Annotated in this window: 32 protein-coding genes; 11 read left to right on the forward strand and 21 right to left on the reverse strand. The window is 59.1% G+C overall.

The features are described 5' to 3' along the window. Positions 1–78: 78 nt before the first annotated feature. From ACQY4Y_RS16510 to ACQY4Y_RS16565, 12 genes are all read right to left on the reverse strand, one after another. On the reverse strand, positions 79–717 hold the full coding sequence (locus tag ACQY4Y_RS16510) for a hypothetical protein (protein ID WP_428491691.1): 639 nt from the start codon (positions 715–717) through the stop codon (positions 79–81). Positions 718–735: 18 nt separating this feature from the next. Next, positions 736–1,179 (reverse strand): hypothetical protein, encoded by a 444-nt coding sequence (locus ACQY4Y_RS16515; RefSeq protein ID WP_428491692.1) that lies wholly within the window; start codon positions 1,177–1,179, stop codon positions 736–738. Continuing rightward, a complete protein-coding gene (locus tag ACQY4Y_RS16520) occupies positions 1,176–1,598 on the reverse strand; it encodes a phage virion morphogenesis protein (RefSeq protein WP_428491693.1) in 423 nt (140 codons plus the stop codon). The genes ACQY4Y_RS16515 and ACQY4Y_RS16520 overlap by 4 nt, the downstream gene beginning before the upstream one ends. Beyond that, positions 1,595–2,365: a hypothetical protein gene (locus ACQY4Y_RS16525; RefSeq protein ID WP_428491694.1), complete on the reverse strand. Its 771-nt coding sequence runs from the start codon at positions 2,363–2,365 to the stop codon at positions 1,595–1,597. Before ACQY4Y_RS16525 ends, ACQY4Y_RS16520 begins: the two co-directional genes overlap by 4 nt. After that, positions 2,358–2,561: a hypothetical protein gene (locus tag ACQY4Y_RS16530; protein ID WP_428491695.1), complete on the reverse strand. Its 204-nt coding sequence runs from the start codon at positions 2,559–2,561 to the stop codon at positions 2,358–2,360. Before ACQY4Y_RS16530 ends, ACQY4Y_RS16525 begins: the two co-directional genes overlap by 8 nt. A 69-nt stretch (positions 2,562–2,630) precedes the next feature. Beyond that, positions 2,631–4,184, reverse strand: coding sequence for a hypothetical protein (locus ACQY4Y_RS16535; RefSeq protein WP_428491696.1), 1,554 nt, complete (start codon positions 4,182–4,184; stop codon positions 2,631–2,633). Positions 4,185–4,229: 45 nt separating this feature from the next. Further along, positions 4,230–5,732 (reverse strand): hypothetical protein, encoded by a 1,503-nt coding sequence (locus ACQY4Y_RS16540; RefSeq protein WP_428491697.1) that lies wholly within the window; start codon positions 5,730–5,732, stop codon positions 4,230–4,232. Positions 5,733–5,793: 61 nt separating this feature from the next. After that, positions 5,794–8,013, reverse strand: a complete 2,220-nt coding sequence (locus ACQY4Y_RS16545; protein ID WP_428491698.1) for a phage portal protein — start codon at positions 8,011–8,013, stop codon at positions 5,794–5,796. Between the two features lie 10 nt (positions 8,014–8,023). After that, positions 8,024–8,701, reverse strand: coding sequence for a hypothetical protein (locus ACQY4Y_RS16550; protein WP_428491699.1), 678 nt, complete (start codon positions 8,699–8,701; stop codon positions 8,024–8,026). A 30-nt stretch (positions 8,702–8,731) separates the two neighbouring features. After that, positions 8,732–9,181 (reverse strand): hypothetical protein, encoded by a 450-nt coding sequence (locus ACQY4Y_RS16555; RefSeq protein ID WP_428491700.1) that lies wholly within the window; start codon positions 9,179–9,181, stop codon positions 8,732–8,734. Positions 9,182–9,186: 5 nt separating this feature from the next. Continuing rightward, the gene (terL, locus tag ACQY4Y_RS16560; protein WP_428491701.1) at positions 9,187–10,749 is read right to left on the reverse strand and encodes a phage terminase large subunit; all 1,563 of its coding nucleotides are present in this window, start codon (positions 10,747–10,749) and stop codon (positions 9,187–9,189) included. Next, positions 10,749–11,243, reverse strand: coding sequence for a helix-turn-helix domain-containing protein (locus ACQY4Y_RS16565; protein ID WP_428491702.1), 495 nt, complete (start codon positions 11,241–11,243; stop codon positions 10,749–10,751). The genes terL and ACQY4Y_RS16565 overlap by 1 nt, the downstream gene beginning before the upstream one ends. A gap of 568 nt (positions 11,244–11,811) precedes the next feature. Here ACQY4Y_RS16565 and ACQY4Y_RS16570 point away from each other — a divergent pair. Beyond that, complete coding sequence (locus ACQY4Y_RS16570; protein ID WP_428491703.1) at positions 11,812–12,621, forward strand: ester cyclase; 810 nt, start codon at positions 11,812–11,814, stop codon at positions 12,619–12,621. Here the strand turns inward: ACQY4Y_RS16570 and ACQY4Y_RS16575 are convergent, their stop codons facing one another. Then, positions 12,622–12,858, reverse strand: a complete 237-nt coding sequence (locus ACQY4Y_RS16575) for a hypothetical protein (RefSeq protein ID WP_428491704.1) — start codon at positions 12,856–12,858, stop codon at positions 12,622–12,624. A 156-nt stretch (positions 12,859–13,014) separates the two neighbouring features. Here ACQY4Y_RS16575 and ACQY4Y_RS16580 point away from each other — a divergent pair, with 156 nt between their 5' ends. Beyond that, the gene (locus tag ACQY4Y_RS16580) at positions 13,015–13,806 is read left to right on the forward strand and encodes a hypothetical protein (protein WP_428491705.1); all 792 of its coding nucleotides are present in this window, start codon (positions 13,015–13,017) and stop codon (positions 13,804–13,806) included. A gap of 40 nt (positions 13,807–13,846) precedes the next feature. Here ACQY4Y_RS16580 and ACQY4Y_RS16585 read toward each other — a convergent pair whose 3' ends face one another. From ACQY4Y_RS16585 to ACQY4Y_RS16610, 6 genes are all read right to left on the reverse strand, one after another. Further along, a complete protein-coding gene (locus tag ACQY4Y_RS16585; RefSeq protein ID WP_428491706.1) occupies positions 13,847–14,182 on the reverse strand; it encodes a hypothetical protein in 336 nt (111 codons plus the stop codon). A gap of 55 nt (positions 14,183–14,237) precedes the next feature. After that, positions 14,238–14,447: a dodecin gene (locus ACQY4Y_RS16590; protein WP_428491707.1), complete on the reverse strand. Its 210-nt coding sequence runs from the start codon at positions 14,445–14,447 to the stop codon at positions 14,238–14,240. Positions 14,448–14,554: 107 nt separating this feature from the next. Then, positions 14,555–15,007: a YkgJ family cysteine cluster protein gene (locus ACQY4Y_RS16595; RefSeq protein WP_428491708.1), complete on the reverse strand. Its 453-nt coding sequence runs from the start codon at positions 15,005–15,007 to the stop codon at positions 14,555–14,557. Next, positions 14,980–15,447 (reverse strand): hypothetical protein, encoded by a 468-nt coding sequence (locus tag ACQY4Y_RS16600; protein WP_428491709.1) that lies wholly within the window; start codon positions 15,445–15,447, stop codon positions 14,980–14,982. The genes ACQY4Y_RS16595 and ACQY4Y_RS16600 overlap by 28 nt, the downstream gene beginning before the upstream one ends. Continuing rightward, a complete protein-coding gene (locus ACQY4Y_RS16605; RefSeq protein ID WP_428491710.1) occupies positions 15,444–15,602 on the reverse strand; it encodes a hypothetical protein in 159 nt (52 codons plus the stop codon). The genes ACQY4Y_RS16600 and ACQY4Y_RS16605 overlap by 4 nt, the downstream gene beginning before the upstream one ends. 2 nt (positions 15,603–15,604) lie before the next feature. Next, positions 15,605–16,624 carry a hypothetical protein gene (locus ACQY4Y_RS16610; protein WP_428491711.1) on the reverse strand — a complete coding sequence of 340 codons (1,020 nt, stop codon included), beginning with the start codon at positions 16,622–16,624 and terminating at the stop codon, positions 15,605–15,607. Between the two features lie 238 nt (positions 16,625–16,862). On the opposite strand from ACQY4Y_RS16610, the gene ACQY4Y_RS16615 reads away from it, so the two are divergent. From ACQY4Y_RS16615 to ACQY4Y_RS16630, 4 genes are all read left to right on the forward strand, one after another. Further along, positions 16,863–17,060 carry a hypothetical protein gene (locus ACQY4Y_RS16615; protein WP_428491712.1) on the forward strand — a complete coding sequence of 66 codons (198 nt, stop codon included), beginning with the start codon at positions 16,863–16,865 and terminating at the stop codon, positions 17,058–17,060. A 174-nt stretch (positions 17,061–17,234) separates the two neighbouring features. Continuing rightward, the gene (locus ACQY4Y_RS16620; RefSeq protein ID WP_428491713.1) at positions 17,235–18,281 is read left to right on the forward strand and encodes a YihY/virulence factor BrkB family protein; all 1,047 of its coding nucleotides are present in this window, start codon (positions 17,235–17,237) and stop codon (positions 18,279–18,281) included. A gap of 52 nt (positions 18,282–18,333) precedes the next feature. Beyond that, the gene (locus tag ACQY4Y_RS16625; protein ID WP_428491714.1) at positions 18,334–18,750 is read left to right on the forward strand and encodes a hypothetical protein; all 417 of its coding nucleotides are present in this window, start codon (positions 18,334–18,336) and stop codon (positions 18,748–18,750) included. Positions 18,751–18,888: 138 nt separating this feature from the next. Continuing rightward, on the forward strand, positions 18,889–19,101 hold the full coding sequence (locus tag ACQY4Y_RS16630; RefSeq protein WP_428491715.1) for a hypothetical protein: 213 nt from the start codon (positions 18,889–18,891) through the stop codon (positions 19,099–19,101). Positions 19,102–19,265: 164 nt separating this feature from the next. Here ACQY4Y_RS16630 and ACQY4Y_RS16635 read toward each other — a convergent pair whose 3' ends face one another. Together ACQY4Y_RS16635 and ACQY4Y_RS16640 are read right to left on the reverse strand one after the other, a co-directional pair. Next, on the reverse strand, positions 19,266–19,880 hold the full coding sequence (locus ACQY4Y_RS16635; RefSeq protein WP_428491716.1) for a hypothetical protein: 615 nt from the start codon (positions 19,878–19,880) through the stop codon (positions 19,266–19,268). A gap of 104 nt (positions 19,881–19,984) precedes the next feature. Further along, a complete protein-coding gene (locus ACQY4Y_RS16640; protein ID WP_428491717.1) occupies positions 19,985–20,692 on the reverse strand; it encodes an AAA family ATPase in 708 nt (235 codons plus the stop codon). Between the two features lie 684 nt (positions 20,693–21,376). Between ACQY4Y_RS16640 and ACQY4Y_RS16645 the strand changes: the two genes are divergently transcribed. Genes ACQY4Y_RS16645 through ACQY4Y_RS16665 form a run of 5 tightly spaced genes read left to right on the forward strand, consistent with a single transcriptional unit; the run spans position 21,377 to position 26,359 of the window. Then, positions 21,377–24,148 (forward strand): hypothetical protein, encoded by a 2,772-nt coding sequence (locus ACQY4Y_RS16645; protein WP_428491718.1) that lies wholly within the window; start codon positions 21,377–21,379, stop codon positions 24,146–24,148. Next, entirely contained in the window at positions 24,145–24,405 is a 261-nt protein-coding gene (locus ACQY4Y_RS16650) for a hypothetical protein (protein ID WP_428491719.1), read from the forward strand. The genes ACQY4Y_RS16645 and ACQY4Y_RS16650 overlap by 4 nt, the downstream gene beginning before the upstream one ends. Beyond that, the gene (locus ACQY4Y_RS16655) at positions 24,399–25,811 is read left to right on the forward strand and encodes a DEAD/DEAH box helicase (RefSeq protein ID WP_428491720.1); all 1,413 of its coding nucleotides are present in this window, start codon (positions 24,399–24,401) and stop codon (positions 25,809–25,811) included. Before ACQY4Y_RS16650 ends, ACQY4Y_RS16655 begins: the two co-directional genes overlap by 7 nt. Next, a complete protein-coding gene (locus ACQY4Y_RS16660; RefSeq protein ID WP_428491721.1) occupies positions 25,808–25,993 on the forward strand; it encodes a hypothetical protein in 186 nt (61 codons plus the stop codon). Before ACQY4Y_RS16655 ends, ACQY4Y_RS16660 begins: the two co-directional genes overlap by 4 nt. Beyond that, positions 25,994–26,359: a hypothetical protein gene (locus tag ACQY4Y_RS16665; protein ID WP_428491722.1), complete on the forward strand. Its 366-nt coding sequence runs from the start codon at positions 25,994–25,996 to the stop codon at positions 26,357–26,359. The last annotated feature ends 14 nt before the right edge of the window (positions 26,360–26,373 follow it).

The raw sequence follows: 26,373 nt of genomic DNA on the forward strand, positions 1-26,373 counted from the left end.
ATCGGCGAACGCATCGAAGTCGAATTCCGAAATCATGAAGCCGTTATTTTTGAACGGGAACGTCATTTTGCTAAAGACTCAGGCATACAGGCGCATGGTCACGTTCTGGCGCCCGGCGACGGCAGTCGCGCCTTGCTGCATGAATAACTGGAAGACAGGATTGACGCCCATGGCCTGGTTGGTGACCAACATCTGGCTGCCAGTTGTGGCGACATATGTATAATTCAGGAAGATCGCAACGCCTTCATCTCCGGCGGCGAACGTATAGACGCCGGTCGTCAGGTTGACGCTGTATTTGCCGGTTGCTTCGCTGCCTGCCGTGACGGGTGTGAGTTGGCCGCCAGCGGCGTAATAGACGCCCTGGTCGGTAATGCCACCGGTAATATGCGACGCGGTGACAATGTATGAACTGGAGGCCGGAATCGTATGAGCTTCAAGCTTAACCAGCTTTTCGTAGCCTGTCAGGTCAGGGGACTGCCCGCTATAGAGCGTCGAGATCAAGCCAAGGTCGATCTTGCCGGTCTTGGCTTTCCCGGTGATCTTGCCTTCGCCGCGCGCGACCAGTTCGGCAAACTGGTTCTGGCCGTAAAGCATTTGCGTGCTGGCCGAGATATCAATCTCGACGTCCTGCAGCGTGCCGACAAGGGCTGGAGCGTTGCCGGCGGATGTCAGGAACACGTCCCCCGCCCCGAAGGCGTACGAGGTTGTCTGGGTCATGGATATCTCCGTGAAATGTTAAGGGACTTGAATTTTCAGTGGAATGCGCGCCAGGCCGACACCTTCAAGGTCGCCTGGATCCTTGGCGAGCGTCCCCTCGATCCAGCAATGCTGGACCATGCCGCCAAGCGTGCAGACTTGGTCGAACGGGGGCGGGGCGTCCGACGTCAGCGCGGCGGCAACCTTGTCGATCAAGAGATTGAGGGTGGTGATGGGCTCTTCGTTCGGATCGAGTCCGGCGTTGGTGTATAGATAAAGCGAGATGTCGATTGTCGCGTTGTCCGGGAGACCCTCGATGGATTGAACATGCGTTTCGGACGGCTCGACGATGAACAGGGCCGGCATTTCGGGCGACGTGACGTTCTCCGGCAACCGAAAGCGGCGGGAGATCGTGTTAAATTCGGGCAGGTTATCTGTAAGGCGTTGTTTGAGCGCGCGCATGATCGGTTCGCGGGTGATCATGGCAGCAATCCTTCCTTGACGGCTTCCTTCATGCCCTCTTCGATTTCAGGCTGCATGTCCCGGAACGTGGGCAGCATGTAGGCTCGCTGCGGCATTTTGATTTCGTACGGACCCTTGATCCGTCCAACGCGCTGAATGGTGCCGCCGAATTCATGGATCGCCGCGTACTTGACGCTCTTGTCGGAAAATACCCGCCCGGTGACGGAGGTTGCCGTCGCTGTGACTTCGTCCGTGATGCTGCGGCGCAGATTTCCGGTACGGACGTTCAAAACCTGCCCGCTAAGCTTGTCCTGCTGGATCCGGCTGACCAGTGTTAAAGCCAGCTTCGTGATCTCCTTGCGCAGGCTGTCCCGCAGGCGATCCGGCATGAACTGAAGCCGGGTCATGATTGTCCGGTCATCGACCTCGACGGTGATCATATCGGCGCCATGCGTTTGAAGGGCTGCAGGGAGAGCTTCACGTAATCCTGCATGTCTTTCAGGCTGTAGGCCGATGTCGTCATGCCATTGGCGCTCTGCGACGATTGCCCGATGCGGCTCTTGTATTTGTATCGCTCGGCAACAGTCTCGATGCAGGCTTGCTCCAGGACGTATGGTACATAGCTGTAACTGAGCAGTATCGGTGACCCCGCTTCGCCGGGATTGAACACATACTGCCCCGGCACCTTCGCATTGAGCGCGTATTGCCCCAGGGAAGGCGCTGCGGCGACCTTCATCATCCCCTGGCCGCTGCCATAGGTCACGCCCTCGTCACGCGCCCATGAGCCGTATGGAGCGTCAGCGGTGACGATTGCGGCGGCGGTCTGTGGCTCGCCGATAACGGCGTAGCCGGCCTGGTAGGTGATCGAGCACATCTGGCGGAAACCACCGCAGGTCAGGTTGACCGTCTGCGGGCGGCCTGGAGGCACGCCGTCGTCGGGGTCGAGCCAGTAGCCAGTGAGGGACTGAGCGCACGCCGTGACATTGGAGACTGAGATCACGGGGTAATTCTTCAACATCCGGACCGACTGGCCGGAACTTATGAACTGATCCGTCCATTGGCGCTTCAGGATGTCGGGACGGGACAGGTAGGAGAGGATCATGCCGCTGACCTGGCTGATCAGGCCGGAGAAGAGGGCGTCGTCCTGTTCCTGATTGGCGAGGCCGAGCCAGGCTTTGAAGGCCTTCAAAGTGGTCAGGTCAGGCACGGCGCTCTCTCATTCTGGCGAGATACTCGCGCCGGATCTGCTCTCGGGCTTCGCTGGCGTCGATGGACTTGGATTCGCCGCCGCAGTCGCTGCAGGTGTCCCGGATGTCGGGGTCGTAAATGGCGTGCATCGGTGCGCCGCACTCAAGGCAATGGACAAGACGAAAGTCCTTGATCCCGTGATAATAGGCCGCCATCGCTGCACTCCCGGAAACTGGCGGCGCGCGCGGGGAAAGGAGCAAAACCCGCGCGCGCCGTGGTGGTTATCAGACCGCGATGTTGGTGATGACGCCCATGGCGAAGGGCGCGTAAACTGCCAGGCATTCATCGACATACACGCCGTATTCCGTGCCGCGCGTGGTGCGGGCAAAGTCTTCGGAGTAGTATTCGCGGCGGGTCAGCACCTCGGCAACGACAGGGGTTTCGTTGTTGCGGTACCAGGAGGGCAGGGTCGTCGCCCAGCCCAGGATCGTGCCGTCCGGCAGGTTCGGGTGAACCATGATCGACGCTTTCATGCCGCCGTACGGGTTGCCGATGGGGCTGAAGTAAGCCTGGATCGTGCCGCCGGCGGACAGCTCGATGGCGCCGCTGTTGTCATCCTTGTTGATGCGCAGCAGGGGTGCCGAGCTGTTGTTCAGGATCTTGGTGTAGATCGAGTCCGCCGTGTTGGCGCTCATCATCAGCATGTCGACGCCGCAGCGATAGTTGTTCCACATCGTCTTGAACATGTTTTTGATCTCGACGATGCCGCCGGCGCCGTCTGGCGTGAGACTGGTCGGGCCGCCCGCCGCGGTGCAGGGCATGGAGTAGAAATAGGCGTTGTTGCCGGGGATCAGGGCCGTGGTGGACAAGCCGTCGAAGGAAGAAACGGCGTTGGCGCCCGTCTGGGTGCCGTCGTTGTAGCTGCAGTCGGCGGTGACGTAATCGGCGGTTTGGCGGGTGCCGGTCACAAACGATTCCAGTTTCAGGTAGTTCACCGTGGTGATGGCCTGCAGGAACATAGCGTTCGGCGCGCCGGTGGTGCCGACATACCATGCATAGCCCATCGCGCCCTGGACGTTCGGGACGTAGCCGATGAGCGCCTGGCCGGTGCTGACCGCCTGAGCGCCGGAGATCGGCGAGCGGTTGGAACTGCCGCCGTTGACAGTATAGGTCTTGCGGTCGTTGCCGTTGATGGTGACGCTTTGGATCAGGCCGCCCACGGCGGTCGAGTTGCCCATGCCTTCGAACGTCAGGGCGACGGCGCAGACATAGTAGGTGCCGGCGGGGACCGTCGAATTGGCGTCGGCGGCGGCGCTCGTGGTCAGAGCGGAGGGCGTGCCCAGGCGGAGGTTACGGTTGCCGCCGAGCAGGGTGGACTCCTCTTTCAGCCACAGCGATTCCATCGTCAGCACGCGGTCGCGGGCTTCGACATCCATGAAGCCTTGGGAGCCGAGCTTGGCTTCGTCGGTGGTGAAGCCTTCCTCGCCCTGGGTCACGTATTTCGCGTTGGCGTCGCGGGTGAGGATATTTTTGGTGGCGCTCCGCTGTCCTTCGGGGACCAGGGCGATGTTCTGGACGCCGGAGCCGACGATGCCGGTCAGGACTTTCCAGTTCAGCGCGATGCCGGGGGCGTTGCGGGCCGTGCGGGGCAGCATGTCGCGGACAGGCGTCAGGAACGGGATGTGTTCGAGAGCCGGGGCGCGCAGGTCGTAGGCGTTCAGGCCGAGCGACTGGGTGATGCCCGATTTGTTCAGGTCACCTTCGGCGTTGCCCTTGTTCAGCGGGGCGTCGAGGCTTTTGCGCATCTTTTCGATGGCGGTGGGGTTGATCTTACGCATCTGGATAATTCTCCGTTATGGGGCTGAAATGGTCGGAAAGGGGGGTTACTTGCGCTTGCTGTCTTTGCGCATCTGTTCGCGGGCCTCGTCCGGGGACATGCCGTTGTATTTGCGCATATCGACCTCGACGGGGACTTCGGTGGTGTCCGGTCCCTCGTGGCCATTCAGAAGGGTTTGATACTTGACGCCCTTGGCCATGGCTGGCTGGGCTTCGAGATGCTCAAGGCGTTTCGCCATATCGACATTGACCGATTTCAGATCGGTGATGCCTTTGGTCATCTCCTTAATGCCATCGGTCAGTTCAGTGACGGTCTTTTCAAGATCGCCTTTCGCTGTTTTCGTGGCTTCAAGTTCGGTGGTCAGCGCCGCGGCGTCGGCGGCGGCCTTTTCGAGTGCGGTGTTGTCGGGTGCGGGATCCGCTGGCTTGAAGTCTTTCAGCAACTCAGCGTTGCCAGTGGCTTTGCGCAGGGCTTCGACCTGGTTCAGAGAGAGGCCGGCGGCTTTCTCGGCGGTGAGGGTGGCGGTGGCGTCCGCCACGACCTGAGACAGGAAGTCGCAAAGAGAACCGAGGATCGGTTTTAAGTCGGCAGGCAGCGTGGTTTCCTTGCCGACAAAAATCGTGTCCCACTCGAGGCCGTCCTGAAGCCAGCTCAGGCTGGTGATGGCATCGACAACGGTGCCGATGTCGATCAGGCGCTTGCCTAGAGTATCCGATGCCGCTTTAACGCATTCGGCCAGCGCGGCCTTCTTCAGCGCATCGGCATCGTCGGCCTTCTTGACGTCTGCTTCCGTGACGATTTTGCCTTCGCCATCCTTGGCCGGTTCGGCTTCGGTGGCCTTCTTAAGCGGCGCCTCGGTGGGGGACGCCAAAGCCTCCTTCGCTTTTGCCAAGGCATCGAGCGCGCCCGTGACCGCATCGCTGGCCTTGGTCAGCTCAACGGACAGATTGTGGTCGATAGCGTCCTGTTTCGCTTTGAAGAATGTCCCGTCTTTGGCCTGCCAGCCTTGCTGAACGGCAACGCCGACTTCTTCAGCGTCAACGACGGCTTTGAACTTGCGCATCTCCATGGTGCCGTCGGCCTTGACGTATTCGAACTTTGCCACTGGGATGCACGGCACATCGACGATGGAGATTTCTTTCAGGATCGGCGTGTAGCGTGTTAGTTTGAGGTCCGCTGCATCAGCCCAGCATTTCGCGTAGGCGCCGCCGATGGAGAAGCCGGTGTAGGCACCCCCGGCAACTTTGTTCCATTCGTTAATGTCTATGATGTGAGCTTTGCCCAGAATAGATTTCGTATCGGCGTCGTAGGTGATTTCCTTCAAGACACCCGCAATGACATTGCCGTGCTGCGCACGGATATTGCCGAGGCTTTTGCCGCCAGTGGCCTGTTCACGGTCGACAGACCAGGATTTGAACGCCGGGACGGCTGTTTCATAATCCATGATCTCCCTGGAATGATCGGCGACTTCGGCGGCGAGAACGCCCCAGACCATTTGTTGCGCGGCGTCGGCCTTGGTCAGGCGCATGAATGCGTTAAGGTTTTCCATTGAGGTCCTCTGAAAAGAAAAAAGCCCCAGGACGGGGCTTCGAGTTGGGGTAGGAATGGGGTCAGTCTTCGATGATTGACGTAATCGCGCAGCTGCAGCGGGGGTGCGCGGGAACCGTCGAATCGCCGCTGGAGAACACGTCGTCGAGGTCAATCGGGCCGTCTTCAGCATTGCCGACGCAGATGGGGCACGCGGTCGGATCGTCGAGCCATTGCTTCTTGATCTTGATGCCGAGGTCACGGGCCTGATGGAGGCCGGTGAGCGCGCCTTGTCCGCTGGCGATGGCCGTTTCGGTGTTGGCGATCAACAATGCCCGTTCATCCGAGAACGGTGCCGAGGCCGCAATCCGATCGGCGATGCCGTGGATGTCCGTGTCCTGCAGGCCATCGGCAATGACCGCCCGCAGCTTGTCGCGGGTGCTGTCCGTGATCTGCGTCACGAGATCCGCAGCGTGATCCTGCGCCCATGACACTGATTTCTGGCTGACCTGACCAAACAAACCGGTGCCCATCGTCGCGCCCGTGTTGTCGAGGGCAACGCCGGCGGCGTCGACAGCCACGTCGGACATGGGCCCTGAGAGCGCGTTGAGGTCGCCGAAGTCAAAATTCAGCTGGTCGGCGATCTTGTCGGCGCGGGCCTTGCGCTCGTCGTCCGTCTCGTCGGCCTTGCGCATGATCGCCATGCCACGCAGCTGGGCGGCCGTATGCTGGGCCGCGTGATGAAGGTTGGTGCTGACCCGCTTATGGATAGCGGCCCGCGCAGTCTTCGCAACCGCACGATCCAGCGGGTTGGTGTAGGATCGCTTTTTTCCGAGGGCCTTGGCCGGCTTGCCCTCCTCTTTGTCGGGGACGGGCTTATCGTCGTTTGCGGGCGGCGGATTATTCACGGGTTCGGGCGGGTTCTTCGCGGTATCCGTCGCCGCCTGCGAGCCCGCGACCTTGGCGTCGTCCTGGGCCTGGATGGATTCCGGCGAGGGCAGGGGCATGAAGCCGACTGCGGTGATGATCGCCAACTGATCCGCGGCGCCGGGGATCGGATCGCGGCCGATATCGGCGCGCGCTTCGTTGATGCTGATAATCCCGGTCGAGACGTCGATCTTGCGAATGTTCGCCGCGACCTGCGGGTCTTGTTCGGCATCGTTTTTCCACTGGAATTCGATGTCGTCGAAGCCGAAGTCCTGAAAGATGATGCGGTCGATCAGGCCCTTGATGAAGCTCTGGAGCGGGCCAAGGCCTTCTTCCAAAGCCGCCTGCTGTGCGGATTCCGCGGTGGCGCGGTTTACCTGCTTGACGAACGGCGTCGGCGATACCGAGAAGGCGAAGCAGATGATGCGGGCGAGCCATTCGTCGAAGTCGTCTTTAAGCGTCGCGTCGACGATCGCCTGGAAGGATCCGGGCTTGCCGGGCAGGAACGCGGCTTCCTGCCGTGCCTTGTTGTTCCCCTTCATCAGGGAACTCCACCAGGACTGCAGCGTGGACATCTGATCGGCGCTGACGCTTGGGTCGATCCAGAAAATGCCCTTGTTCAGGTTGCCGTCGGTGTAGTGGCTCAGCTGCGTTTGTGCGCGCTCGATGGCGGTATTGACGGTCGTGTATATCCACCGGACAGGACTGTAGCCGTAAATGTCGCGCGTGCTGACATTTCGGGCGGCGTAGAGAAGCTCGTCGGTCGTGAAGTTGTTGACGATAGAGCCCTTGTGCACCTGATGGTAGGCCGGGTCCGGCGGGGGCGGCCGGCGGCCCGTGCTGTCACCGAGGAGTGCGATGGTGTCGCCCGGGAGCAGGTCGAGGGAGTAAAGTCTCCCTTTCATGTCGCGGCATTTGTAGATCGCCACGGCGTCGATGACGAACAGATCGTCGAGCAGGCGGCGCAACCAGCTGTTCCAGTCGAGGTCTTTGTCCGGATAGCGGAAGAAGTTTTCGACCAGCTTTATGCGCGGGTCGTTCGGGGTAACCTTGCTGTCGATCCTCGGCCCGATCTGCCAGGGGAGCGACTGGATCTGGTCCTTGCGGCGTTCGATGACGATACGCAGAAGATCGCAGTTCTCGACGAGACTCCGGCATTCGGCGTAGCTGACGCGGCCCCTAGGCTTCGGCGACAACTGCATGTTGAAGCCGACCGGCATGTCCCAACGGAACGGCTGGGTGCCGGCGGGGGCATTCGGTCTTAACGGTTGGCCGGGCGACAGCCAGGCATTGGGCGTGATTTCGGATATGACGTAGCGGGCGGCCTCGACGACGCGCGTGGCAATACCGGGTGAATCGCTCTTGCCACGCGCCATGTCGGTTTAATCAGTTTACGCGGATCGAGTTGATCTTCGCGAAGGTGGCGGATGCCGCTGTTTCCGTCAGCACGGTTTCCAGCTGCAGCAGCACCTTGTCGCCGGGGTTCAGCGTCGCGCCGGTGACAGTGAAGGCGATGTCAGCGCCTGCGGAGGTGACGGCGGACGCAACGCCCGGGCCGATGTCTGCGCCGGAGGTGCCATCAGCGCCGATGCGGTAGGCTTTGATTTGCGCGGTTTTGACGGACAGGGTACCGGCGCCGGAGGTGGCGGCGTTGACGGTGACAGTCAGGTTTTTACCCGCGATATAGTTTGACGGCAGGACGTATTCGAACACCGCATCGTCGGTCTTGGTGTTGCTGTTGGCCGCTTCCGAGACCAGGTTGAAGCTGGTGCCGAGGGTGATGCCGAAGCCGAATTTACCGGCGGAGGCGGCTGCGGCCAGAACGGAACCGTCGGTGTTTTTAAACTCGCTCAGGCGCAGCGATGTGGCATAGAGGCCCGTCGCGCCCTGCAGCTGGGTTGAATTGCCAAACGCGCAACCGTCATTCAGCAGGTCGGTCACATCGACGCTGTTGACGCCGACCACGCCCGCGACGCCGAGGTTGCCGTTGCTATCAGTGGTGTATTTGTTGCCGCTGCGGGGGACGTAGGTCTGGCCTACGATGCCTTTCATATTCGTGATCATCGATGAAATCCTCTATAGGTTGGGGAAGGGCTATTTCTTTTTGGGCGTCAGGATGGACCGGGCCGGTTCGGCGGGCTGTTCCGCGACTTGCGCGGTGGCGGGTTCGACATCTGATGGTTCGGGATCGGGCTCGATCACAGGAATCGGCTCGGGGATCGGCGCGACTTCGACCGCAGGCGCCAACTCGGCTTCGGTCGCCTCGCGGGCCGCGCCGCTCTCGATCAGCGGTTCAGCATGATCGCGTGGAACATTGCGCAGAATGTTGTTGCCATCGGCCTTATGCGTTTTGCCTTCGAAATACAGTGCGTGACTGACCAGCAGCTTGAGATGCTTGAACGGCGACACGCTGGCAAAGCCCGCGCCTTGCTCGCGCAGGGCAGGGATGTCGCGCTGCTCGACGTTAGCGATCAGGCCGTCTTTGTCGGCGGTATAGGACTGGCCGTTGACGCCGGTGAGTCGAGCGCCGGGGGTCGCCTTCATAAAAATCATGGCTGGGCTTTCTGATCGTTCAGGAATTGGAAGAAGCCGGCGTTCGGGCCGGCGGTTACGCCTAAAAAATCCGATATGGCATCGCACATAGGGTCGACCTGGTCGTCGTGCGCGTGGCTGTCATCCGAAGTAAAGGCTTCGCACTCGGAAATGAAATCGTTGATCCAAGGCGCTGAAAGCGGAAGGCAGACAGAACCGCATTCGATGTATGCGACAACATCCATGACGCGGGTTAATTTGTCTTTATGACGCTCGATACCGACAATTGGTATTCCAGGCTGGCCGTGACCGCCGCGCCGCAGGTCCTGTATCAAGCCGGTACCGCTTGCCTTGTCTTCGACTTTCATTTGCCGGAGGGCGGAATCCGTCATCGATTTATGCTTTATCCAAAAGTCGATTGCAGCCCGTTTGAGATCGGGCGCTTCCCATTTGCCCCGAATCATGTCCAGGAGATATATTTTGTCGTCTTCACCTTTTCCCCAGCACTGGAAAACGCTGTAGTCGTTCCGCTCGCCGGTTTTCTGGGCGGTATCGGCGTAAATTGTCCGATAGACTATTTTCGGTGCTGGAACGCGGGGAAACCATTGGCCGCGAATAAGATTGCCACCAAGAGCGACCGGGGATTGCTGGTACTGGCCGGAAAAAACAAAGCGACTGATTCGATTGCCTTCTTTGTCCGAGGCTGCGCCACGTTCCATATCAAGGAGTTCGTTCAGCGCCTCCTTTTGCTGCCAGTATGAAAAGCGCCCTTGCTCATCGCGGACGGAAGCATCGCAATGAGAGAGCATCTCGGGGCCAAAGCTGACGATTTTCGTTTCGTCCAGCAGAGCCGGGATTTCGACACAGTGCCATTTGCCAGGCAGGTTCCCTGCTTTTATGAACGCGGTCGGATCATCCTCGGCCAGCCGCTGCATGATGACGATGACGGGCGTGTCCGGCAGGGCCTTCCGCGATTTGACGGTGGAGATCAGGCGTCGGTTTGCTTCGGCCTTGGCGGGCTTGCTGAAAGCCTCGTCGGCCTTTAACGGATCGTCGATAAGGATTGCGCCGTTGAAACCAGACGACATGTGCCCGGCGCGAAAACCTGTGATTTGGCCGCCGAGAGATACAGCATAAACGCCGCCAAGCTTGCGGCCTTCCGCATCCACGACATTCCACCGCGCTTTCGATTTCGCGTCGGTGGCGATAGGCAGGGGCCAAAGCGTTTGAAACTCTTCGGACTGAACCATGTCCCGCGCCGTCTCGGAATTGAGCAGGGCTAGTGTGTCAGAGCACGAAATATGGAGAAAGCGAGAGCGGGGATTGATCGCCAGGCCGCGCGCAATCAGGTTGATTATTACCAGCTCAGTTTTAGAGCTGCCGGGCGGGACGTTTATGACGACATTCTTGATCTCGCCGTCGATTATTTGCTGCACGGTGCTGGCAACTATATAGTGGTGCCAGTTGACGATGAATTTGAAACCGTTGCGCTGCTTGAAGAAGAAGCGGGTGAAGTAGAGGTGGTCGTCTTCGCACTTGGATCTAACGATTTCCCGATACTGAGGGTCGTTTAAATCCATTACACATCTTGCTCTGCCTGCCGGATCATGGCCCTTAGCTCATCGCCGGTGACGGCAGCGTTGGCGGTCTGGATTGCCCCGCCGTCCGGGCCTGAAAGTTCGATGTCCTTCTTGTCGCGCCAGCCGAACCTATTCTTCATTGAAAAGACCCACGCAGTTGCGTTGAATCCTTTGAGTTCGCCCATTACGGCCATGCGGCCGGCGCGCTCCCACCAGGCTTGAGAAAGCATTTCGCCTTGGCGCATGGCCTCTTGGAAGTCCGCCTTATCGCCGTCGTTCTGCCAGTTGAAAATGGTCGAGTAGGCGATGCCTAGCTCGGCGGCGACCTCGTGCTTGCTGGCGCCTTCCCGCATGAGTTCGACGATACGCGAGCACATGGCCGGATCGTACTTGCTGGGCCGGCCGCCGAGGTTGGGCGCGTCTTTCTCGTCGGGCATGATGCTACTCGCGGGGTAGGCCAGCCGCATCGGTGACGCGGCGGAGATGGGGATCACGCTCCTTTCCGGGAAAGGGGTGGCTACTGAATTGTCCTGATCGCGGCATCCGCCTGATGATCGATATAGAACCCGACCAAACGCTGATATTCGCGAATCGGAATGCTGAAATGATCAGGGCCAGGCAGGTGGCCCGCAGCGAATGCGTCAAAGAGATTCATGAGATCGCGCCCTGGGCAGCGTTAAGCACGCAGCCTCGGCCACGGGCATGCGATATCGACACGCCGATATCGGGAGATGGAATTTGGCGCACCCGTCCGGAGTGCTTTTGAAGGCGGGACGAACTGGATCAGCTTTTATGTCAGGGAGGACTATGGGGTCGGTCTGATGTCGTCGGGAGGCGGGCCGGACGGGCGCAGAGGAAATCCGCACAACAAAAAACCGCCTTTGCGGGGCGGTCTGTTACGAAGCGGCGGAAACACTATTGAAACAATTCTGCCCTATTTCGCGCGGAAGGTCAAATCTATTTTTTCATCTTTCTGTATTCAGCCATTGTATAGGAAGGCCATCCCATCATTTTGCAGTATGCTATCAGCCCACCGTAAAACCTGCTGGTAACCGTCTCACGGTGGATCGCGCGGACTTCGGCCACGTCGCGGACCGTTTTCTCGAAGACGCCAATGTCAAGAACAATCTGTGCCTTGTGGATCGGGCATATCTCCAGCCAGGAAAGAAGCGCGCGGACGGCAGGGTGCTCCTTGGCCAACGCGGCATCATGCAAGGTTCCGCGCACGCGGTTCAGGTCGTTGGATCCGTAACCCATGTGGCCGACCCGCATTTGCCAGCCCAATGCGATATCAGCCTCGGCTTGTACGGGGTTAGGTTCTTTTCGAGTTCCCGGCGCGACCGGCGCTTAAAAACTGTCCGATGGCGCTCGCCGCTGATCTTCTGGTCGACGGCTGATATCTCGGCGTCTGGATTTAATTCTTGCAATTTCTTCCCCATTAGTGACGGTTTTTCGTTATTGTATCACAGAGAATCGAAGAGTTCATTCGCTTTCGTCGGAAGATTGGAGGATCGATTGTCACTCAAGGATTTCTTTTTGCGTATGGCCGAGGCAATCACCGCGCGCGACCTGGACCACGTCGAGGAGTGGTTTACCGAGGATTTTAAATTGCATGAGCCAGGGATGAAAGTTCCGACAGGCCATGAAGGCGCACGCCTCATGCTGGCAACGTTCCTCAAATTTGGATCGAGTATGAAGGTCGAAGTTCTGGACATGATCGAACAGGGCGATCGTGCAGCGGTAAGATGGCTGTTTTCGGGGGAGAGAGACGGCGAAACTGTCGTCTTTCCTTGCATTGCCATGTACCGGTTCGTCGACGGTCGTGTTGCGGAGGATTGGGGTATCACGTCGACCAGAGGGCCTTGGCCGTAGTCAGCTCTCCAGGTCGGGATCGATCGCGCCCTGCTCCTTTAGCAGCTTCTGGAGCGCAAGCCCCTGCGGCGTCGCGCCGCTGCGGCTGAGGAACTCCGGCATCGGCGTGTCGGTCGGCCGTCCGCCAGACGATGCATTGGGTTCGTGGCGGACTTGATAGAGGCCCGTTGCATCGTCGTGGAGCATCTGCCAGCGGTCGCCGTTGGAGCTGCTATGGAACGTCGTGGTGGTAATCATGTCGGCCTCTCGTGTTAATCGGTGGCGCGCTGTGACGCAGATCACAGCCTGAGCGTTCCCCTTCCCCTATATGGTCGGTCGCCTGCGAGCGCGGGACGGGGCGGCGAGGTGCCGCAACCTGCGTTTCGGGCGACATTCCACAATCAGGGGACAACAATGCCCATCGTACCGCCGACTCTCTTGTCGACTTTCGAAGTGCTGTTCACGCCACAATTTCCACCTGGCCTCGGTCCGACCACTGTCCAGAAAGCGGACGAACTCGCGATCAAGGGCTTCTTCCTAACGCTCGCGAATATCAACAGCGCGCCGTTCACCTTTGACATCGGGTTCCACTGCAACGTCAATCCGGCAGGGCCTCCAGTGCCGCAGCGCACGCTCGCCAACGCTACGGCGTTTCTCGATGACGGCGTGACGGGCGTGCCTCTCACATTCACGGCAAATCCAAACGGGGTGGATTTTTCGCTTCGAGTGACCGTCAACGCTAGGGGCACGGTCCTGGTCGGCGTGCTGCCGCAAATCTTCCTGGGCAGCACCTTGCCTACCGCGAATGTCGAAATCCGGGGCTGGGTCGACCTGAGATTGCCCGCGCTCATCAAGCGGCATTTCCCGTTTTTCTTTGAGCCGCAGTCGCAGTTCCCTGTGCCGATCATTGCGACGCCCGAGCAACGGATCACGTTTCTGCCGTTGCCGACAGACGCGGCGACGGCGGTCGAGGCGCAGACGGCCTTCGCGTTGCCGTCGGCGAGCGGACATGCGGAACTGCAGATTCCTCCCCAGCCGGGCGGCCCGATCATCGTCTTCCCGAAGCCTGAGCAAGCGGAAATCAGTGCGGCGGATGCCAGGCTGCTTGAGTCTGTCTCCCCTGAAACCCTGAGCGCGCTGATGAGCGGGGTTGCGGCGGGAGAGAGCGGAGGACGGCAGGTGCACAAGGTGAAAGAAAAAGCGTAACGCCTCAGGGCGAGGGGAGGCCAAGATGTTTGGCCTCCCCTCATTTCGCTTTGAGAGACGCCTTGAACGCCATCTGCGTGAGCGAGCGCAGAACCTCGTCCATCGCGCCGGCGCGCATCAAGTCCAGCGGCGAGCGCGGCGCTCCCCGGGAGCGCTTTCGCAGCCATGTCGGGTCCATGCCAGCATGGGCGAGGGCGGTGTCAATTTCAGCGAGTGTGGCGACGATGCGGGTTTGCTCGCTTGAGAGCTTGAAGCGCGGCCGGTTCCCCGTCGTGGGCAGCTTTCCGTCATAAGCGACCAACTCAAGCGCCTGGTCCTCAGGGACGCCCCAGCGGTCGATCAAAGACCAGAAGATGGTGCTGGATGGCTGGGGCATGGGTCCTTGGGCTGCCGCCGGGCTGCTCTACGACAAGCCTACCGGCGGAACGCGGCTAATCCTCCATTCTGAACCCGATTTTGATGATGACCTGGTAATGGGTGATTTTGCCGTTGGCGATCTCGGCGCGCTGTTCTTTGACCTCAAGCCATGCCAGATGCCGAAGCGTCTTCGAGGCGCGTTCGACCGCCTTCTCGATTGCATCGGCGTGGCTGACATCAGACGAGCCTGCAATTTCAGTGATGCTGTAGGTTTGGTTCGCCAAGTGCGTTCTCCAGTTGTGATTGCCGGCTCTGGAACGCGCGAATGTCTCGCTGGTGGCATTGATGGTTCGAAAAACTGCGGCTGCGCGATCCGCGCCGCCACGGAGATCTAGCGAGGACGGTCGGCGATCTGAAGAATCGAGCGCGCCAGCTTCTTGATCTGCCGCGTCGACCTGTTCCCGTGCTTCACGGGCTGGCGAAGCGCCCCGTTGGCGTGGAAGACGCACAGGCCGTCTGCTCCGGGCTGATACGACCGGCACAGGGCAGGGCGGTCGTCGTATATGCCGCAGCGGCCGTTGGGGAGTAGCTTCGGGCAGGAATAATAGTAATCGACATATTCGGATCCCGTCTGATCGTCGGTAAAAGTATGGTTTATTTCGATCGGCACAAACGGCAGTTTCCATTCTTCCATTCTGGCCTCGGCCGCCGCAAATCCGTCGTCTTTCCAAAAGGTGATATATTCGCCTGGTCCAGTGGACAGCGTGAGTTTCTTGCAGCAATTGCCCGGCTTCGGGCAGATGTCACAGAGGCTTGTCACGACGCCATGCTCCACCGCGTCCACGCGCTTTCGGTCTGGCGCGGCGGCATGCGATCGCACGCAACGCTATACAGGTAAGACAGGAAAAGAAGCGCATCGGCCGGGTTCAGAAGCTTAAGCAGTGTAAAGCTTCTGAAGGTGCCGATGAAAATCGCGGGGGTTATAACCAGAAACAGTAATCTCCACCCAAACTGTGTGATCCGTCTCGCATTTCTTGACCCTAAGCGGGCCGCTGGAGAATCAGCGGCTAGGTATAGAACCGCCGCGCCGACAAAATCCGCCAGGATCCATAGGTAAGATTCTTTCGAAATGAGGTTTTTTGCGACGTCCGCGAAGAATGTTCCGGTCAGAAAGAAGCGAGCCACGCCCGCCGGGCCTGCATCGGGAAAGCGGTCGACGATCGGCTGGAAGATCCGGTCGAGGGCGAAGTCGTCGATGCGGCGGGGGATGGTGGTTAGGTTCACGATGCCACGCACCAATGGCACGAACACTGCGCCATGATGAAAATGATCAGCGCCAGCATTGACCAGTCGATAACGTTTTCAAGGCTGAAGAGAATCGGGTGCTCGTCCCTCCATCTCCACTTTTGACGCTCGCCCTCGCGGTCTTCTTCGGCCATACCTAACGACCCCGCCGCATCGGCGGATCCCGTGGTGCTGCTGGAGGAACGTCTTTCCGGGCGCGCTGCGTTGTCTCAAGCGCCTTGTTCTCTTCCCGCATCTCCGCTCGCGTCCGGTGGCGCTCGCCGGAGCGGTCGATCCAGCGGGCGTTTATGGCGGCATGGCCCTTGTCAGTGACACGGTAACCATCGGTCAGGAAGTCGAAGTCGGCGGGGCGACGCGCCGCTGTGAAGTCCGCCCAACCCTGCGCGTCCCCGTCCGTCAGAAAATCCCGCATGACCGCCCTGTCGTCGCCTGGGGTGTGCGTTTCGATGGTGACGTCCCCCGAAGGAACGACCCGCTTCAGCCCCACCTCGAGTTCAACAATGCCCAATGTCCCGATACGAGGATGTTCGGCTTCCAAAGTTTCGATGCTGGGGAAAATCGTGGTGCCGTAGGGGTTTTGGAGACGGTCAATCCATGCGTCGTGGCAAGTGAAGGCGGCGATGGTGCGTTCACTTTCGGGCCGCTGTTTTGGGTCCGCCCTGTCGTCGAATTCGCCGATCGGCACGATCTTGTGCGTACCTTCGAGGACAGGGAGCATTCGTTCTGCGAAAGTGGATAGTCCCATCGCGCGGTGCGCCAGCTCAACGTGCCGGACGTCCGCCCATACAGGCTGGTCCGGCTTAACTAGCAGTCTGCGCAGTTCGTCGGCATCGCCATTGATGGACGGTGCGTGTTTCCCTCGGTCCATGTTCGCCCTTACCAGGCGCGCAGCCAAGCCAGCCCGCGCCGCTTCCTCTTCCCGCCGTTCGTCATCCGCATGAAGCGCCATAAAGAAATTATACGTGCCCCGGCTGTATTTTCGTTCGGCCTCGCTAAGCGTGAACCCGCTGGCTGTCGCCTGGCCGAGATAGATCCGATCATCCGCGACGCTTCTGATGATGCCGCCGCTGGTTTTATAGTTCGCCGGATGCGCCATGATATCCGCGCATAGATCAGCCACCGGTCCGGTGGGGTTCGGTTCGATGGCGTGGGTCACAGGCGCTTTGCCTCCGGGCGCGCCAGACGGCTGTTCTGTAATCAGTCGATGCGAGAATGGTTTTCTGAACATCCCTTAGTCGTAACAGAAAATTCGGGTAATTTTGTTTCTTTTGCTGGCCGGAGTCCCGCAGTTCCCCGTTAACCAGCGTGGCTATTTACCTGGCCTTAAGTGCCCCGGCGCTACCGTCCTCCATTGCCCGTCCGATCCCGGCGGCGGCAAAACCGAGGAAACGAACATGAAAACCATCATCCCAATTGCTTGCCTGCTGATCGGCATCGCCGCTGGATTTTATCCCGGCCAGTGGCATGGCGAGGTCATGGTGCTTCAGGCCAATGCCGAAGCGCCCGGCGTGGATCCAACCTACGCGAACGCGCTGTCGGACGACGCGGTGTATCGATCGCGGGCGCGGATGGAGGTGAAGGGGAAGCGGTGAGGCGCTTGTTGCGACTTACCATCGGCCCGCTACATCCGGATTATTGATCTGGTGTGCCGCAACCGGCACTCTCCGGGATTGTTTATCTCAAATAGGGCGATAGATTTCACGGTCTGACGCATGTGTTGCGCACGACCGGGCGCGGGCGCCGTATCTGCTGGCCAAGGACTGGAGATGAGCGAACGCGAACTGCAGCGCTTGAAGGACAGGCTGGCGGATCTGAGCCCGTCGAACAGAGGGTATCAACCTGCTTCTCACGCGCCGGATCGCGGACGGGAAGGGGATCGCGGACGGGAAGCTGGAAAGCCAACGCAGATTCCGCCTGTCGGCTGGAAAGACATCTTGGTCCGGGCGTGGGGCGAAGTATCGAACGAGAACCTGTTTCTCGTCGCGGGCGGGGTTACGTACGCGATCCTTCTGGCTCTGTTTCCGGGTCTAGCCGCGCTCGTATCCATTTACGGCCTCGTTCTGGATCCGTCACAGATTGAAAAGCAGGTGGCATCCCTATCCGGCATTCTGCCGGAACAGGCCCAGCAAATGCTCTCGGACCAGCTGCACGCGCTCGTAAGTGCATCGACGGGCGCCTTAGGGTTCAGCGCGATCTTCGCGTTGCTGCTTGCCTTGTGGAGCGCATCCCGCGGCATGAGCGGACTGATCACGGCGCTGAACATTGCGTACGAGGAGCCGGAGAAGCGAGGATTCTTCAAACTGAACCTCGTCGCCATCGGTCTGACCATCGGGCTGACGATCGCCGGAATTTTCGTCGTCGCGCTTGTCGGCGTGCTGCCGGCGGCCGTGCAGGTTCTACCGCTCGGGGCTATGAACAAATGGCTTCTTCTAATTCTCGAATGGCCGATGCTCATCGGCTTTTTCGTGGCCGGCCTGGCAGTGCTGTACCGGTATGCCCCTGCACGGGACGAGCCGCAATGGAAATGGGTTTCGCCAGGCGCTGGCGCTGCGATGACGCTATGGATCATCGCGTCCATCGGCTTCACCGTCTACGTCGCCCACTTCAACAGCTATAACAAGACTTATGGCTCGCTGGGCGGCGTCATCATCTTGCTAACCTGGCTTTACATATCTTCTTTCGTGGTTCTATTCGGGGCGGCGATCAACGCGCAATCCGAGAAGCAGACGCGGAAGGATTCGACCGTCGGCCATCCGGAGGCCATGGGACGGCGCGGCGCGCGGGCGGCTGACACGCTGGGAGAGGCGCACTGAGCTCTAGTCGCGGCGTCGCGGCGGAATCTTCACCAAAAAGCAGGACGTCGCCATGCGCAGCGTGAACCTTCTGAAACTCGCGATCGACGCGGAAATTCTTCGGTACAAATCCATGGCCGCGCGCCAGGGCAGGCGGGCCGCGTTTGGCGTGATGGCGCTGGTTTTCGGAATGGGGGTTCTGATCACGCTGGAAATCGCAGGTTGGCAAGTAGCAGGGATGTACCTGCTCCCGATCTACGCGACTCTCTGCGTGTTGGGGTTTAACTTAGTGGTCGCCGCGGTCCTCGCCTTGATCGCCATGCGCTCCAGCCCAAGCCGGACAGAGATCGACGCCCTGGACGTCAGGAAGAAAGCCGTGCAGGCATTGCAGACGTCGCTGACGTTCTCCGCGCTCGTCCCAACCGCCGGCTATTTGTGGAGAAGACGGGGCAACAAACGGAAGCTTCTTACGCAGCAGAAGCGGCGATGACCTCAGGCGCGGTGTTGGCGGCGACGTTGGGCTCCTAGCCGCCTCGAGCGATACTACAGGAGAACAAAATCTTGATCTCGGTTGAAAGCCACCGCGCTCCTCACCAATGTAAGAGGTGCTTACATTAAGGAGGAACGGATGTTCAAGTATCTTCTCGCCGCCGCTCTCGGGTTGGCGCTGGTCTCGCCCGTCTTCGCGGCGGACAATGACAAGGCGAATGCCGGAACCGGCAAAGGCGCGGCCGTGGGCGCCGTGGCGGGCCATGAGGTCGGAAGCGGCCACGCTGTCGCTGGTGCGGTTACCGGCGCTGCGATCGGTCACCATGAAGAGAAAAAAGCCGAGAAAAAATAGGCTGGCGATTCTGGTCCGTCCCGTTCAAGGGGCAGACCAGCTATCGTGATCTGGGTGGGAGTTGTGGCCGGGTCGTCCACCACCTGCGCGGCCAGACCATGGAAAGGCTTTCGAGTGCAGGTATTCCATGGTCTGGAACGCGCTTGAGCCGTGTTCGCTCATGATTAAAGCTTGCCTTCCCACTCCATCTCCATTGCGGTATAAAGGTCGTAACGTTTTCTTGGCGTCCCTGCACCCATGACATCAAGCACACCCCTCAAGATCGCTTGATGCTTAGGATCTAAGTTTGCAGAGCCCATATACTGGATGGACACTCGACCACGGTCAGGTGTTCGTATCGCGGCGATTGCAAAATCTACATGCCGAAGTTTCGGCAAGCTACGCCAAGAGCGTTGTGCGACCACACCAGGGATCATCCAACGGACGCGATCGAATGTGATAAGCGCGACGCCGACGGCACTGGGCAATTCGAGGATTTTTTTGGTATCCCTTATCTGATCTTTACATTCTGCAATCTTGTTCTGAAGTTTATGAAGAAAAGTATCGGTAAGTTTTTGAAGTTTCTTACGTTCTTCTGGATTAAGGCGTTCGCGGAAACTTGGAATTTGTTCACGCGCAATTTTATACTTAAAAATCAGGCTTTCAAAAAAAGCATTCAAGACCTGGCCTTTTCTCTGCTGCTCCGGGGAGTCCAAGTAGGCCTTGTGCTCAACGATAACTTTACCGTGAAAAAGCGAATAATCGGAAAGTTTTGTACCTCGTGGCGTGTGCGCCGACACGGGATGCAGGTTCCTTGCGTGGCCGGCTCGCATTATCGTAAGATGAATTGTCCTGTGAAGGTCGCTCTCGAACTTTTCTTCCGTTAGCATATAACGCTCCAAATTTAGCGATATGCAACTGCTGCCAAGGGTATATGGTCCGTCGTCACCGCTGAGGCCATCGCGATTACGGTTGACCGCCACTTATCTCCTTTTTGTGCTTCAACAACAGGAAGGCTGAGGTGATCAAACGCCAACCAAAACGAGCCCTTGTTTCGGACGAGTGACAGCAGTGTAAAGCAGCTGTTGCATTTCCCTCTCGTTGTCTCGCCCGCGTTTCCTAATGTCGGGGACATCACAGAAGGCCCAGCAAAATGTGCTTCCTTCGGCGGCAGCTGCGCCTTGTCGCCCGAGAACAGTACGAACGCGCGCGTCATGTGGCGGCGGATGTGCGCCATCAGTTCCGCAGGAATCATGCTGGCCTCGTCTATCACCACAACATCGGCGTCGATCGGCTCAGCCTTCCTGTCGCGGACGAAGGTGAGCTTGTCGCCATCCGGCTTCGGCTTCAGCCCGAGCAGGCTGTGGATGGTGCGGCAGGGGATCTCGACGAGCCCGGCCTGGCGAAGTTTGGAGGACAGGACGGCGACAGCTTTGTGGGTCGGCGCGGTCATGGCCACGGAGAGTTTCTTGTCGCGCCAGTCGCGGGCTAGGTTTTGCATGAGATATGTTTTCCCGGTGCCGGCTGCTCCGACCAGCAGGTGCCGCTGACCCCTGCCGCGCGCAGCCAGGATCTCGTCGACGGCGCGCTGCTGGTCGTTGTGAAGGGTCACGGCGAAGACTTTAGGGCTCCAAATACTCTGAACCCCTCCGCGCCATCCTTCGTCGTTTTGTGGATCCGGACACGTATCCCGCGGCTGTGCGCGGCGCTGTAAATCGAGGCGCGGGTCTGCTTAGGCGTCGCTCGAAAGTCTGCGGGCACGAAGAAGCTCACGCCCTCGGTCAATTCGCTGAAACGCAATTCGCGTGGCGGGATCAGCGCTGGTGGTGAATATCCGGTCTCAAGTTCAAACAGCACGTCCTCCTGTTTGTTACAGATACGATATTAGACAGGATGTTTTGTCAGCGTCAATCAGCGTATTTGAAAACGACACAGATTATTTGCTGTTGTACGATTTGTCGTAGACATTTCCCAAGTCACGCCAATGGCTTGCGAGGCGACTACTACTATACTACCTATACTATAAAGATATAGATATATATATAGGAGCCTGTAGCACTATATAGCTTACCATAACCTATATAGTCTATATGTCAGTATATATCTCTGTAGAACGAAAAAAGCTGTAGTCCGTAGTTTGTAAGTTAAATCAGACACATAGGCAACGACAGGCCACAACAATGTTGTAGAAACCGCTGTATTACGTATACTTAAGTCCATTAATATATTAGAGTGTCCTAATATAAATCGGGAAGGTCAAAATTAATTTTGCCTCTTGTACCCGATATTATTTTGTATGATGCTGTTTGAGCAGATCGACTTCTCCACTCCGGGACATCACTTCATGCAAGACTTTTTGTCGGCCCTCAGTGCCGCCGGGTACCGCCCGAAGAATGGACATATTGTTTCCGACAATAGCTGGCATCGCCTCTATTTCATGGACGAGAAAGGTGGCGGCGATAGTGGACGTTATGTCCTGCGTGAGCAACCAGACGGGTTCGTCTTTGGCAGCTATGGCAGCGAGAAAGACCCCCAAGGTTTCCAGGCCTGGCACAGCAAAATGGGCGGGGAGCTGTCCAAGGCCGAACGGCAGGAGCTGACCGCGCGACTGAAACGGGAGAAGGCCGAAGCGGAAAAGGAGCGGCGGGCGGCTTATGAGGCAGCGGCGCGCGGGGCGCAGGAATACTGGAAGGGACTGAAGCCTGCCGCTGGGAACGAATACAGCGCGCGCAAGGGCATCGTCCTCGAGGGCATACGGCAGGACGGAGATACCCTGGTCATCCCGATGTTCAGGGACGGCAATATAGTCAGCTTGCAGGAGATCCGCCCGGACGGGTTTAAGAAGTTCCGAGATGGTTGCTCGGTGCAGGGCGCTTATTTTCCGCTGGCAACCCGAGATGAGGACAAATCAAAGATTATCATTGCTGAAGGATGGGGAACCGCGGCGAGCATCCGCATGGCGACTGGTCTGCCAGTAGTCGTGGCGTTCACCGCCGGGAACCTGCTTGAGGTCGCCCGGTCGATGAAGAAAAAATACCCGGATTCGCGATTCATTTTCGCCGCGGACGGGGATTTCTGGAGCTTCTCTCCGACCGGCCATAAAGGGGCAGGATCTCCGGACAAGAAAACGGTTGCTGGCGATGATCCTCACTGGGTGGAGTGGCGCGCGGCAGGCTTCCTCTATAACGCCGGGGTGGAGAAGGCCACGAAGGCTGCTGCGGCCATAGGCGGCGCGTTCGTCGTCGATCCCGGGTTCGGTGACAACGACCCGGGCAAGCGCACCGATTTTAGTGACCTACATTTAAGCGCCGGCCTGGACGCCGTGCGCGAAAGAATTCTGGGAGTCGTGCCGCCGGCGCCACCTCCAGAAGAAGCCCCCGACGGGATTCCTGGCCCCGGCCACGATCTGCAACCCGTCGGGGGTGACGCCGGGGATTACCCAGATCCGCACGAAACCGACGAGGAGAAGCCCTTCAAGATCCTCGGGCATAGTGACGGTCACTATTATTTCCTGCCGCGCAGCTCTGGCCAGATCGTCAAGCTGTCGCCCACGGCGCTCGGGAGCATGGTTAATCTGTTCCGGCTATGCCCGCTTCACTACTGGCAGGACCATTTTGGTGCTGGAGAGGAATCAAGCCGCAAGATCGCCGAGTTTGCGGCGAATGCCCTGATCACGACGGCTCATGAGGTCGGCATCTTCAGGCCTTCCAATATTCGCGGTATCGGCGCCTGGCTGGATGATGGCCGGAACATCCTGCATTGCGGCGATACGCTGATGGTCGACGGGGTGTCAGTGAAACCGCACAAGCTGCCGAGCCGCTTCGTTTATCCGCTGATGAGCGCGACGGTGCATATGGACGCGGAGCCGCTGTCGAACCGGTCGGCGATCCGCCTGCGTGAGATCTGCAGCAAGCTTTCCTGGGAGTCGAAGCTGTCGGGCGACCTGCTGGCTGGCTGGTGCGTCATCGCGCCGGTTTGCGCGGCGATTCCGTGGCGGCCGCACATCTGGATCACTGGTGAATCGCAGAGCGGGAAGACGACTGTTCTGGAAAATATAGTTTCGAACATGGTCGGCGCGATGGCGCTGCACGTCGAAGGTGGAACGACGGAAGCGGCCCTGCGGCAGATGCTGGGGTTCGACGGGCGGCCTGTGATTTACGACGAAGCCGAGGCGGAAACCATGAAGGATAAGACCATCATGGAGGGCCTGATGCAGCTGGTGCGCCGGTCTTCCTCTGGAGGGAAGATCGTCAAGGGGTCGGCCAGCGGAGAGGCGGTGCAATATACGCTGCGGGCGTCGTTTTGCTTTTCGGGTATCAACCCTGTGATCAAGCATCGCGCCGATGAGAGCCGGATCACGCAGCTGGTTTTGAAGAAAGCGGCGGTTGCTGATGCCGACCAGTATTATCAGGGCTTGCGTCAGGAGATTAGGGAGACGCTAACCCCCGAATTCGGGCGTGGGCTGCTGGCCAGGACGATTAATAATCTCGGCGTTTTGGTTGGAAATTGCCGTGCGTTCGCGGATGCTGCATCGGACGTGCTTTGCGACCGGCGTGCGGCAGATCAGATCGGCGCCATGCTGGCGGGCCTATACCTGCTGAGCAGTACGGCAGCCGTGGATCACGATAAGGCTGTGGCCTGGATACGGGCGCACGACTGGACTACGCACACGGCGATTGCTGAGCAGTCCGATCCTGAGCGGCTGATCATGTTCATCGCCACCAAGATTATCCGGTATGTGTTCAATGGGACCAATCGAGAGGCGACTATAGGCACGCTGATACAGCGCGCGCTCGGCCGGTCGAAAGACTGTCTGACGCCGGACCAGGACGCGGAAAACATCCTGCGGACATATGGCATCTGGCCAAAAGCGGAAGGCGTGCTGATCGCCAACAAATCGCCGAACCTGGAAAATCTGCTGAAGGACACACCGTGGCATAGCTGGGCCCGGACGCTGGCCGATCTTGGTGGGGCCGAGAAGCACGCTGCCCTGTATTTTGCGCCTGGGTTTTCACAGCGGTCTGTTCGTGTGCCGCTGGCGGCTTTTGGAATTGGGGAGGGACGATGACGAGATATTATTTTCATGGTGATCTGGTAGAGGCCGGCGGCTTTTACTGCGCGTCCTGCGACGCCAAGGTTGATGGCGCGGAGCATTTCGCGGCAGGCGCGTGCGCGGACCCGCAGCGTCAGAAAGCCCGACTGAAGGCAACCAAGAAGGAATATGCGGTCCTGAAGAAGCAGGGTTATTTCAGGCCGGACGACGCGGAAAATGTGCTGACTGGACGGGTAGCTGGCCGCCGGAGAGACCGCAGTGAAGCGTGGTAGAGCTTTACCCTCATCAGATCGATCTTAAGAACGAAGTTCGCGCGGCGTTCAGGAAAACACGATTTGTCCTGATGCAAGCGGCAACAGGATTCGGCAAGACCCAAACCGCGGCTTCCATGATCGCCGACGGCCATGCGAAGGGCAGTACGGTCTGGTTCATCGTTCCCCGGCGCGAGCTGGCCAGGCAGACGGCAAACACGCTGGAAAGCTGGGGCGTGCCGTTCTCATACATCATGGCAAACTACGCGCATAACCCGTACGCCCGGGTTCAGATCGTGTCACTCCAGACGGTGATGCAGCGGTATGGCAAGCTGAAGGCTCCGAATCTCGCCATGATCGATGAAACCCACGTTAGCGGCGCGTCGATGGATGTATTGGTGGCGTGGCTGAAGAAGAATGGGACGTTCATTCTCGGCATGTCTGGCACCCCGTGGCGGCTCGATGGACAGGGCCTTGGCAAATATTACGACCACATGGTGTGCGGCCCTTCGGTGCGGTGGCTGATCGATAACAAGTTCCTCTCGGATTTTAGGGCGTTCGCGCCGTCGCGGCCCGACCTGTCCGACGTGAAGACGGTTGGGGGAGATTACGACAAGAAGCAGCTCGCCAGCAAAATGGAAGATGACCGCGTCCTGATCGGCGATGCGGTGAGGCATTACCGGCAGAACGCCATGGGTCGGTTGAACATGGTCTATGCAACGAGCCGCAAGCATTCCGAGATGATAGCAACGCAGTTCAGGGATGCTGGCATTCCGGCGATGCACATGGACGGTGAGACGCAGGACGCCGACCGGCGACGGATCATCCGGGCGTTTGCGATGCGCGAACTTCTAGTTATGACGACAGTGGATATCGCAACCTACGGATTCGATTTGGCAGCAAATGCCGGGATGGACGTGACCGTTGAGGCTATGTCGGACTTGCGCCCGACGAAATCCCTGGCCCTCCAGCTGCAGAAATTCGGCCGAGTGCTTAGGCGTAAGGATTATCCGGCAATTATCCATGATCATGCTGGAAATATTCGAGAATTTGGCCTTCCGGATACGGACCGCGAATGGACGCTCGCCTCGCGCGACCGGAAGAAGGCCGGTGGAGATGATGAACGGACAATCGCCAGCCGCCAGTGCAGCGCTTGCTTCTTTGCGCATCGACCCGCGCCAGCCTGCCCGAACTGTGGCCACGTCTACCCAATCCAATCCCGCGAACTCGACCATATCGAAGGCGACCTGGCCGAGGTAACCGGCCTGTCACCAGAGGACCAGGCCAAACTCCAGCGCCGCAAGGAACAGGGCATGGCCAAATCCCTGAACGACCTGATCGCACTGGCCAGGGCGCGCGGTTACGCCGCACCCGAAGCATGGGCCGCCAAGATTTACACAGCAAGAAAAGCAGGGGGCGGGGGATGATCTACGGGAAGGATTTCGTGCTGATCGATGCGGAAAACACACCGGAGAACCTTGAAGAGGTGCGGCGCTATATTAAGCGGCATAGCCTGACGGAAGAACAGGTGAAGATCGTTCGATATGGAGACAAGTTGGAGAACTTGAAATTGCAGGTGAAAACAGCGGCGGAGATAAAAGGGGGCTGAATGGGCAAGCAAGCTGAGACAGGGGTTTGGAAAGGCGTTCAGCTGGGATTATCGCCGCTGGGCTTTAGGCTGTTTCGCAATCAGCGGTACAAGGGCCAGGTTGTCAGCGGTGGCAAGATCACCGGGGCATGGGTGGACGCAGGGTTGGGCGGAGATGGTGGCAGCGATTTAGTCGGATATCGTCTCGTGCGCGTCAGCGAGCAGATGGTGGGGCAGATCCTACCGGTGTTTTGCGTGCTGGAGACGAAAGCAGGGAAAGGCCGGGGCACGGAGGAGCAGAAGGCGTTTGTCGCGGCGGTAAAGCGCGATGGCGGGATCGCCGAGTTCATTTGGTCACCCGAAGAAGCAATACGCTTATTCTCATAATAACTACGCAATAT

Origin of the sequence: Rhodopila sp., assembly GCF_965277165.1 — a bacterium.
In the GTDB taxonomy this organism is placed as follows: Bacteria; Pseudomonadota; Alphaproteobacteria; order Acetobacterales; family Acetobacteraceae; genus Rhodopila.

Bases quoted from the DNA above. Each gene is read 5' to 3' on its own strand.
- ACQY4Y_RS16540 (WP_428491697.1), bottom strand. From the start codon at position 5,732: ATGGAAAACCTTAACGCATTCATGCGCCTGACCAAGGCCGACGCCGCG.
- ACQY4Y_RS16645 (WP_428491718.1), top strand. From the start codon at position 21,377: ATGATGCTGTTTGAGCAGATCGACTTCTCCACTCCGGGACATCACTTC.
- ACQY4Y_RS16605 (WP_428491710.1), bottom strand. From the start codon at position 15,602: ATGGCCGAAGAAGACCGCGAGGGCGAGCGTCAAAAGTGGAGATGGAGG.
- ACQY4Y_RS16625 (WP_428491714.1), top strand. From the start codon at position 18,334: ATGCGCAGCGTGAACCTTCTGAAACTCGCGATCGACGCGGAAATTCTT.
- ACQY4Y_RS16615 (WP_428491712.1), top strand. From the start codon at position 16,863: ATGAAAACCATCATCCCAATTGCTTGCCTGCTGATCGGCATCGCCGCT.
- ACQY4Y_RS16535 (WP_428491696.1), bottom strand. From the start codon at position 4,184: ATGCGTAAGATCAACCCCACCGCCATCGAAAAGATGCGCAAAAGCCTC.
- ACQY4Y_RS16585 (WP_428491706.1), bottom strand. From the start codon at position 14,182: ATGCCCCAGCCATCCAGCACCATCTTCTGGTCTTTGATCGACCGCTGG.
- terL (WP_428491701.1), bottom strand. From the start codon at position 10,749: ATGGATTTAAACGACCCTCAGTATCGGGAAATCGTTAGATCCAAGTGC.
- ACQY4Y_RS16550 (WP_428491699.1), bottom strand. From the start codon at position 8,701: ATGATCACGAATATGAAAGGCATCGTAGGCCAGACCTACGTCCCCCGC.
- ACQY4Y_RS16545 (WP_428491698.1), bottom strand. From the start codon at position 8,013: ATGGCGCGTGGCAAGAGCGATTCACCCGGTATTGCCACGCGCGTCGTC.
- ACQY4Y_RS16620 (WP_428491713.1), top strand. From the start codon at position 17,235: ATGAGCGAACGCGAACTGCAGCGCTTGAAGGACAGGCTGGCGGATCTG.
- ACQY4Y_RS16580 (WP_428491705.1), top strand. From the start codon at position 13,015: ATGCCCATCGTACCGCCGACTCTCTTGTCGACTTTCGAAGTGCTGTTC.
- ACQY4Y_RS16665 (WP_428491722.1), top strand. From the start codon at position 25,994: ATGGGCAAGCAAGCTGAGACAGGGGTTTGGAAAGGCGTTCAGCTGGGA.
- ACQY4Y_RS16575 (WP_428491704.1), bottom strand. From the start codon at position 12,858: ATGATTACCACCACGACGTTCCATAGCAGCTCCAACGGCGACCGCTGG.
- ACQY4Y_RS16660 (WP_428491721.1), top strand. From the start codon at position 25,808: ATGATCTACGGGAAGGATTTCGTGCTGATCGATGCGGAAAACACACCG.
- ACQY4Y_RS16630 (WP_428491715.1), top strand. From the start codon at position 18,889: ATGTTCAAGTATCTTCTCGCCGCCGCTCTCGGGTTGGCGCTGGTCTCG.
- ACQY4Y_RS16555 (WP_428491700.1), bottom strand. From the start codon at position 9,181: ATGAAGGCGACCCCCGGCGCTCGACTCACCGGCGTCAACGGCCAGTCC.
- ACQY4Y_RS16515 (WP_428491692.1), bottom strand. From the start codon at position 1,179: ATGATCACCCGCGAACCGATCATGCGCGCGCTCAAACAACGCCTTACA.
- ACQY4Y_RS16510 (WP_428491691.1), bottom strand. From the start codon at position 717: ATGACCCAGACAACCTCGTACGCCTTCGGGGCGGGGGACGTGTTCCTG.
- ACQY4Y_RS16520 (WP_428491693.1), bottom strand. From the start codon at position 1,598: ATGATCACCGTCGAGGTCGATGACCGGACAATCATGACCCGGCTTCAG.
- ACQY4Y_RS16650 (WP_428491719.1), top strand. From the start codon at position 24,145: ATGACGAGATATTATTTTCATGGTGATCTGGTAGAGGCCGGCGGCTTT.
- ACQY4Y_RS16530 (WP_428491695.1), bottom strand. From the start codon at position 2,561: ATGGCGGCCTATTATCACGGGATCAAGGACTTTCGTCTTGTCCATTGC.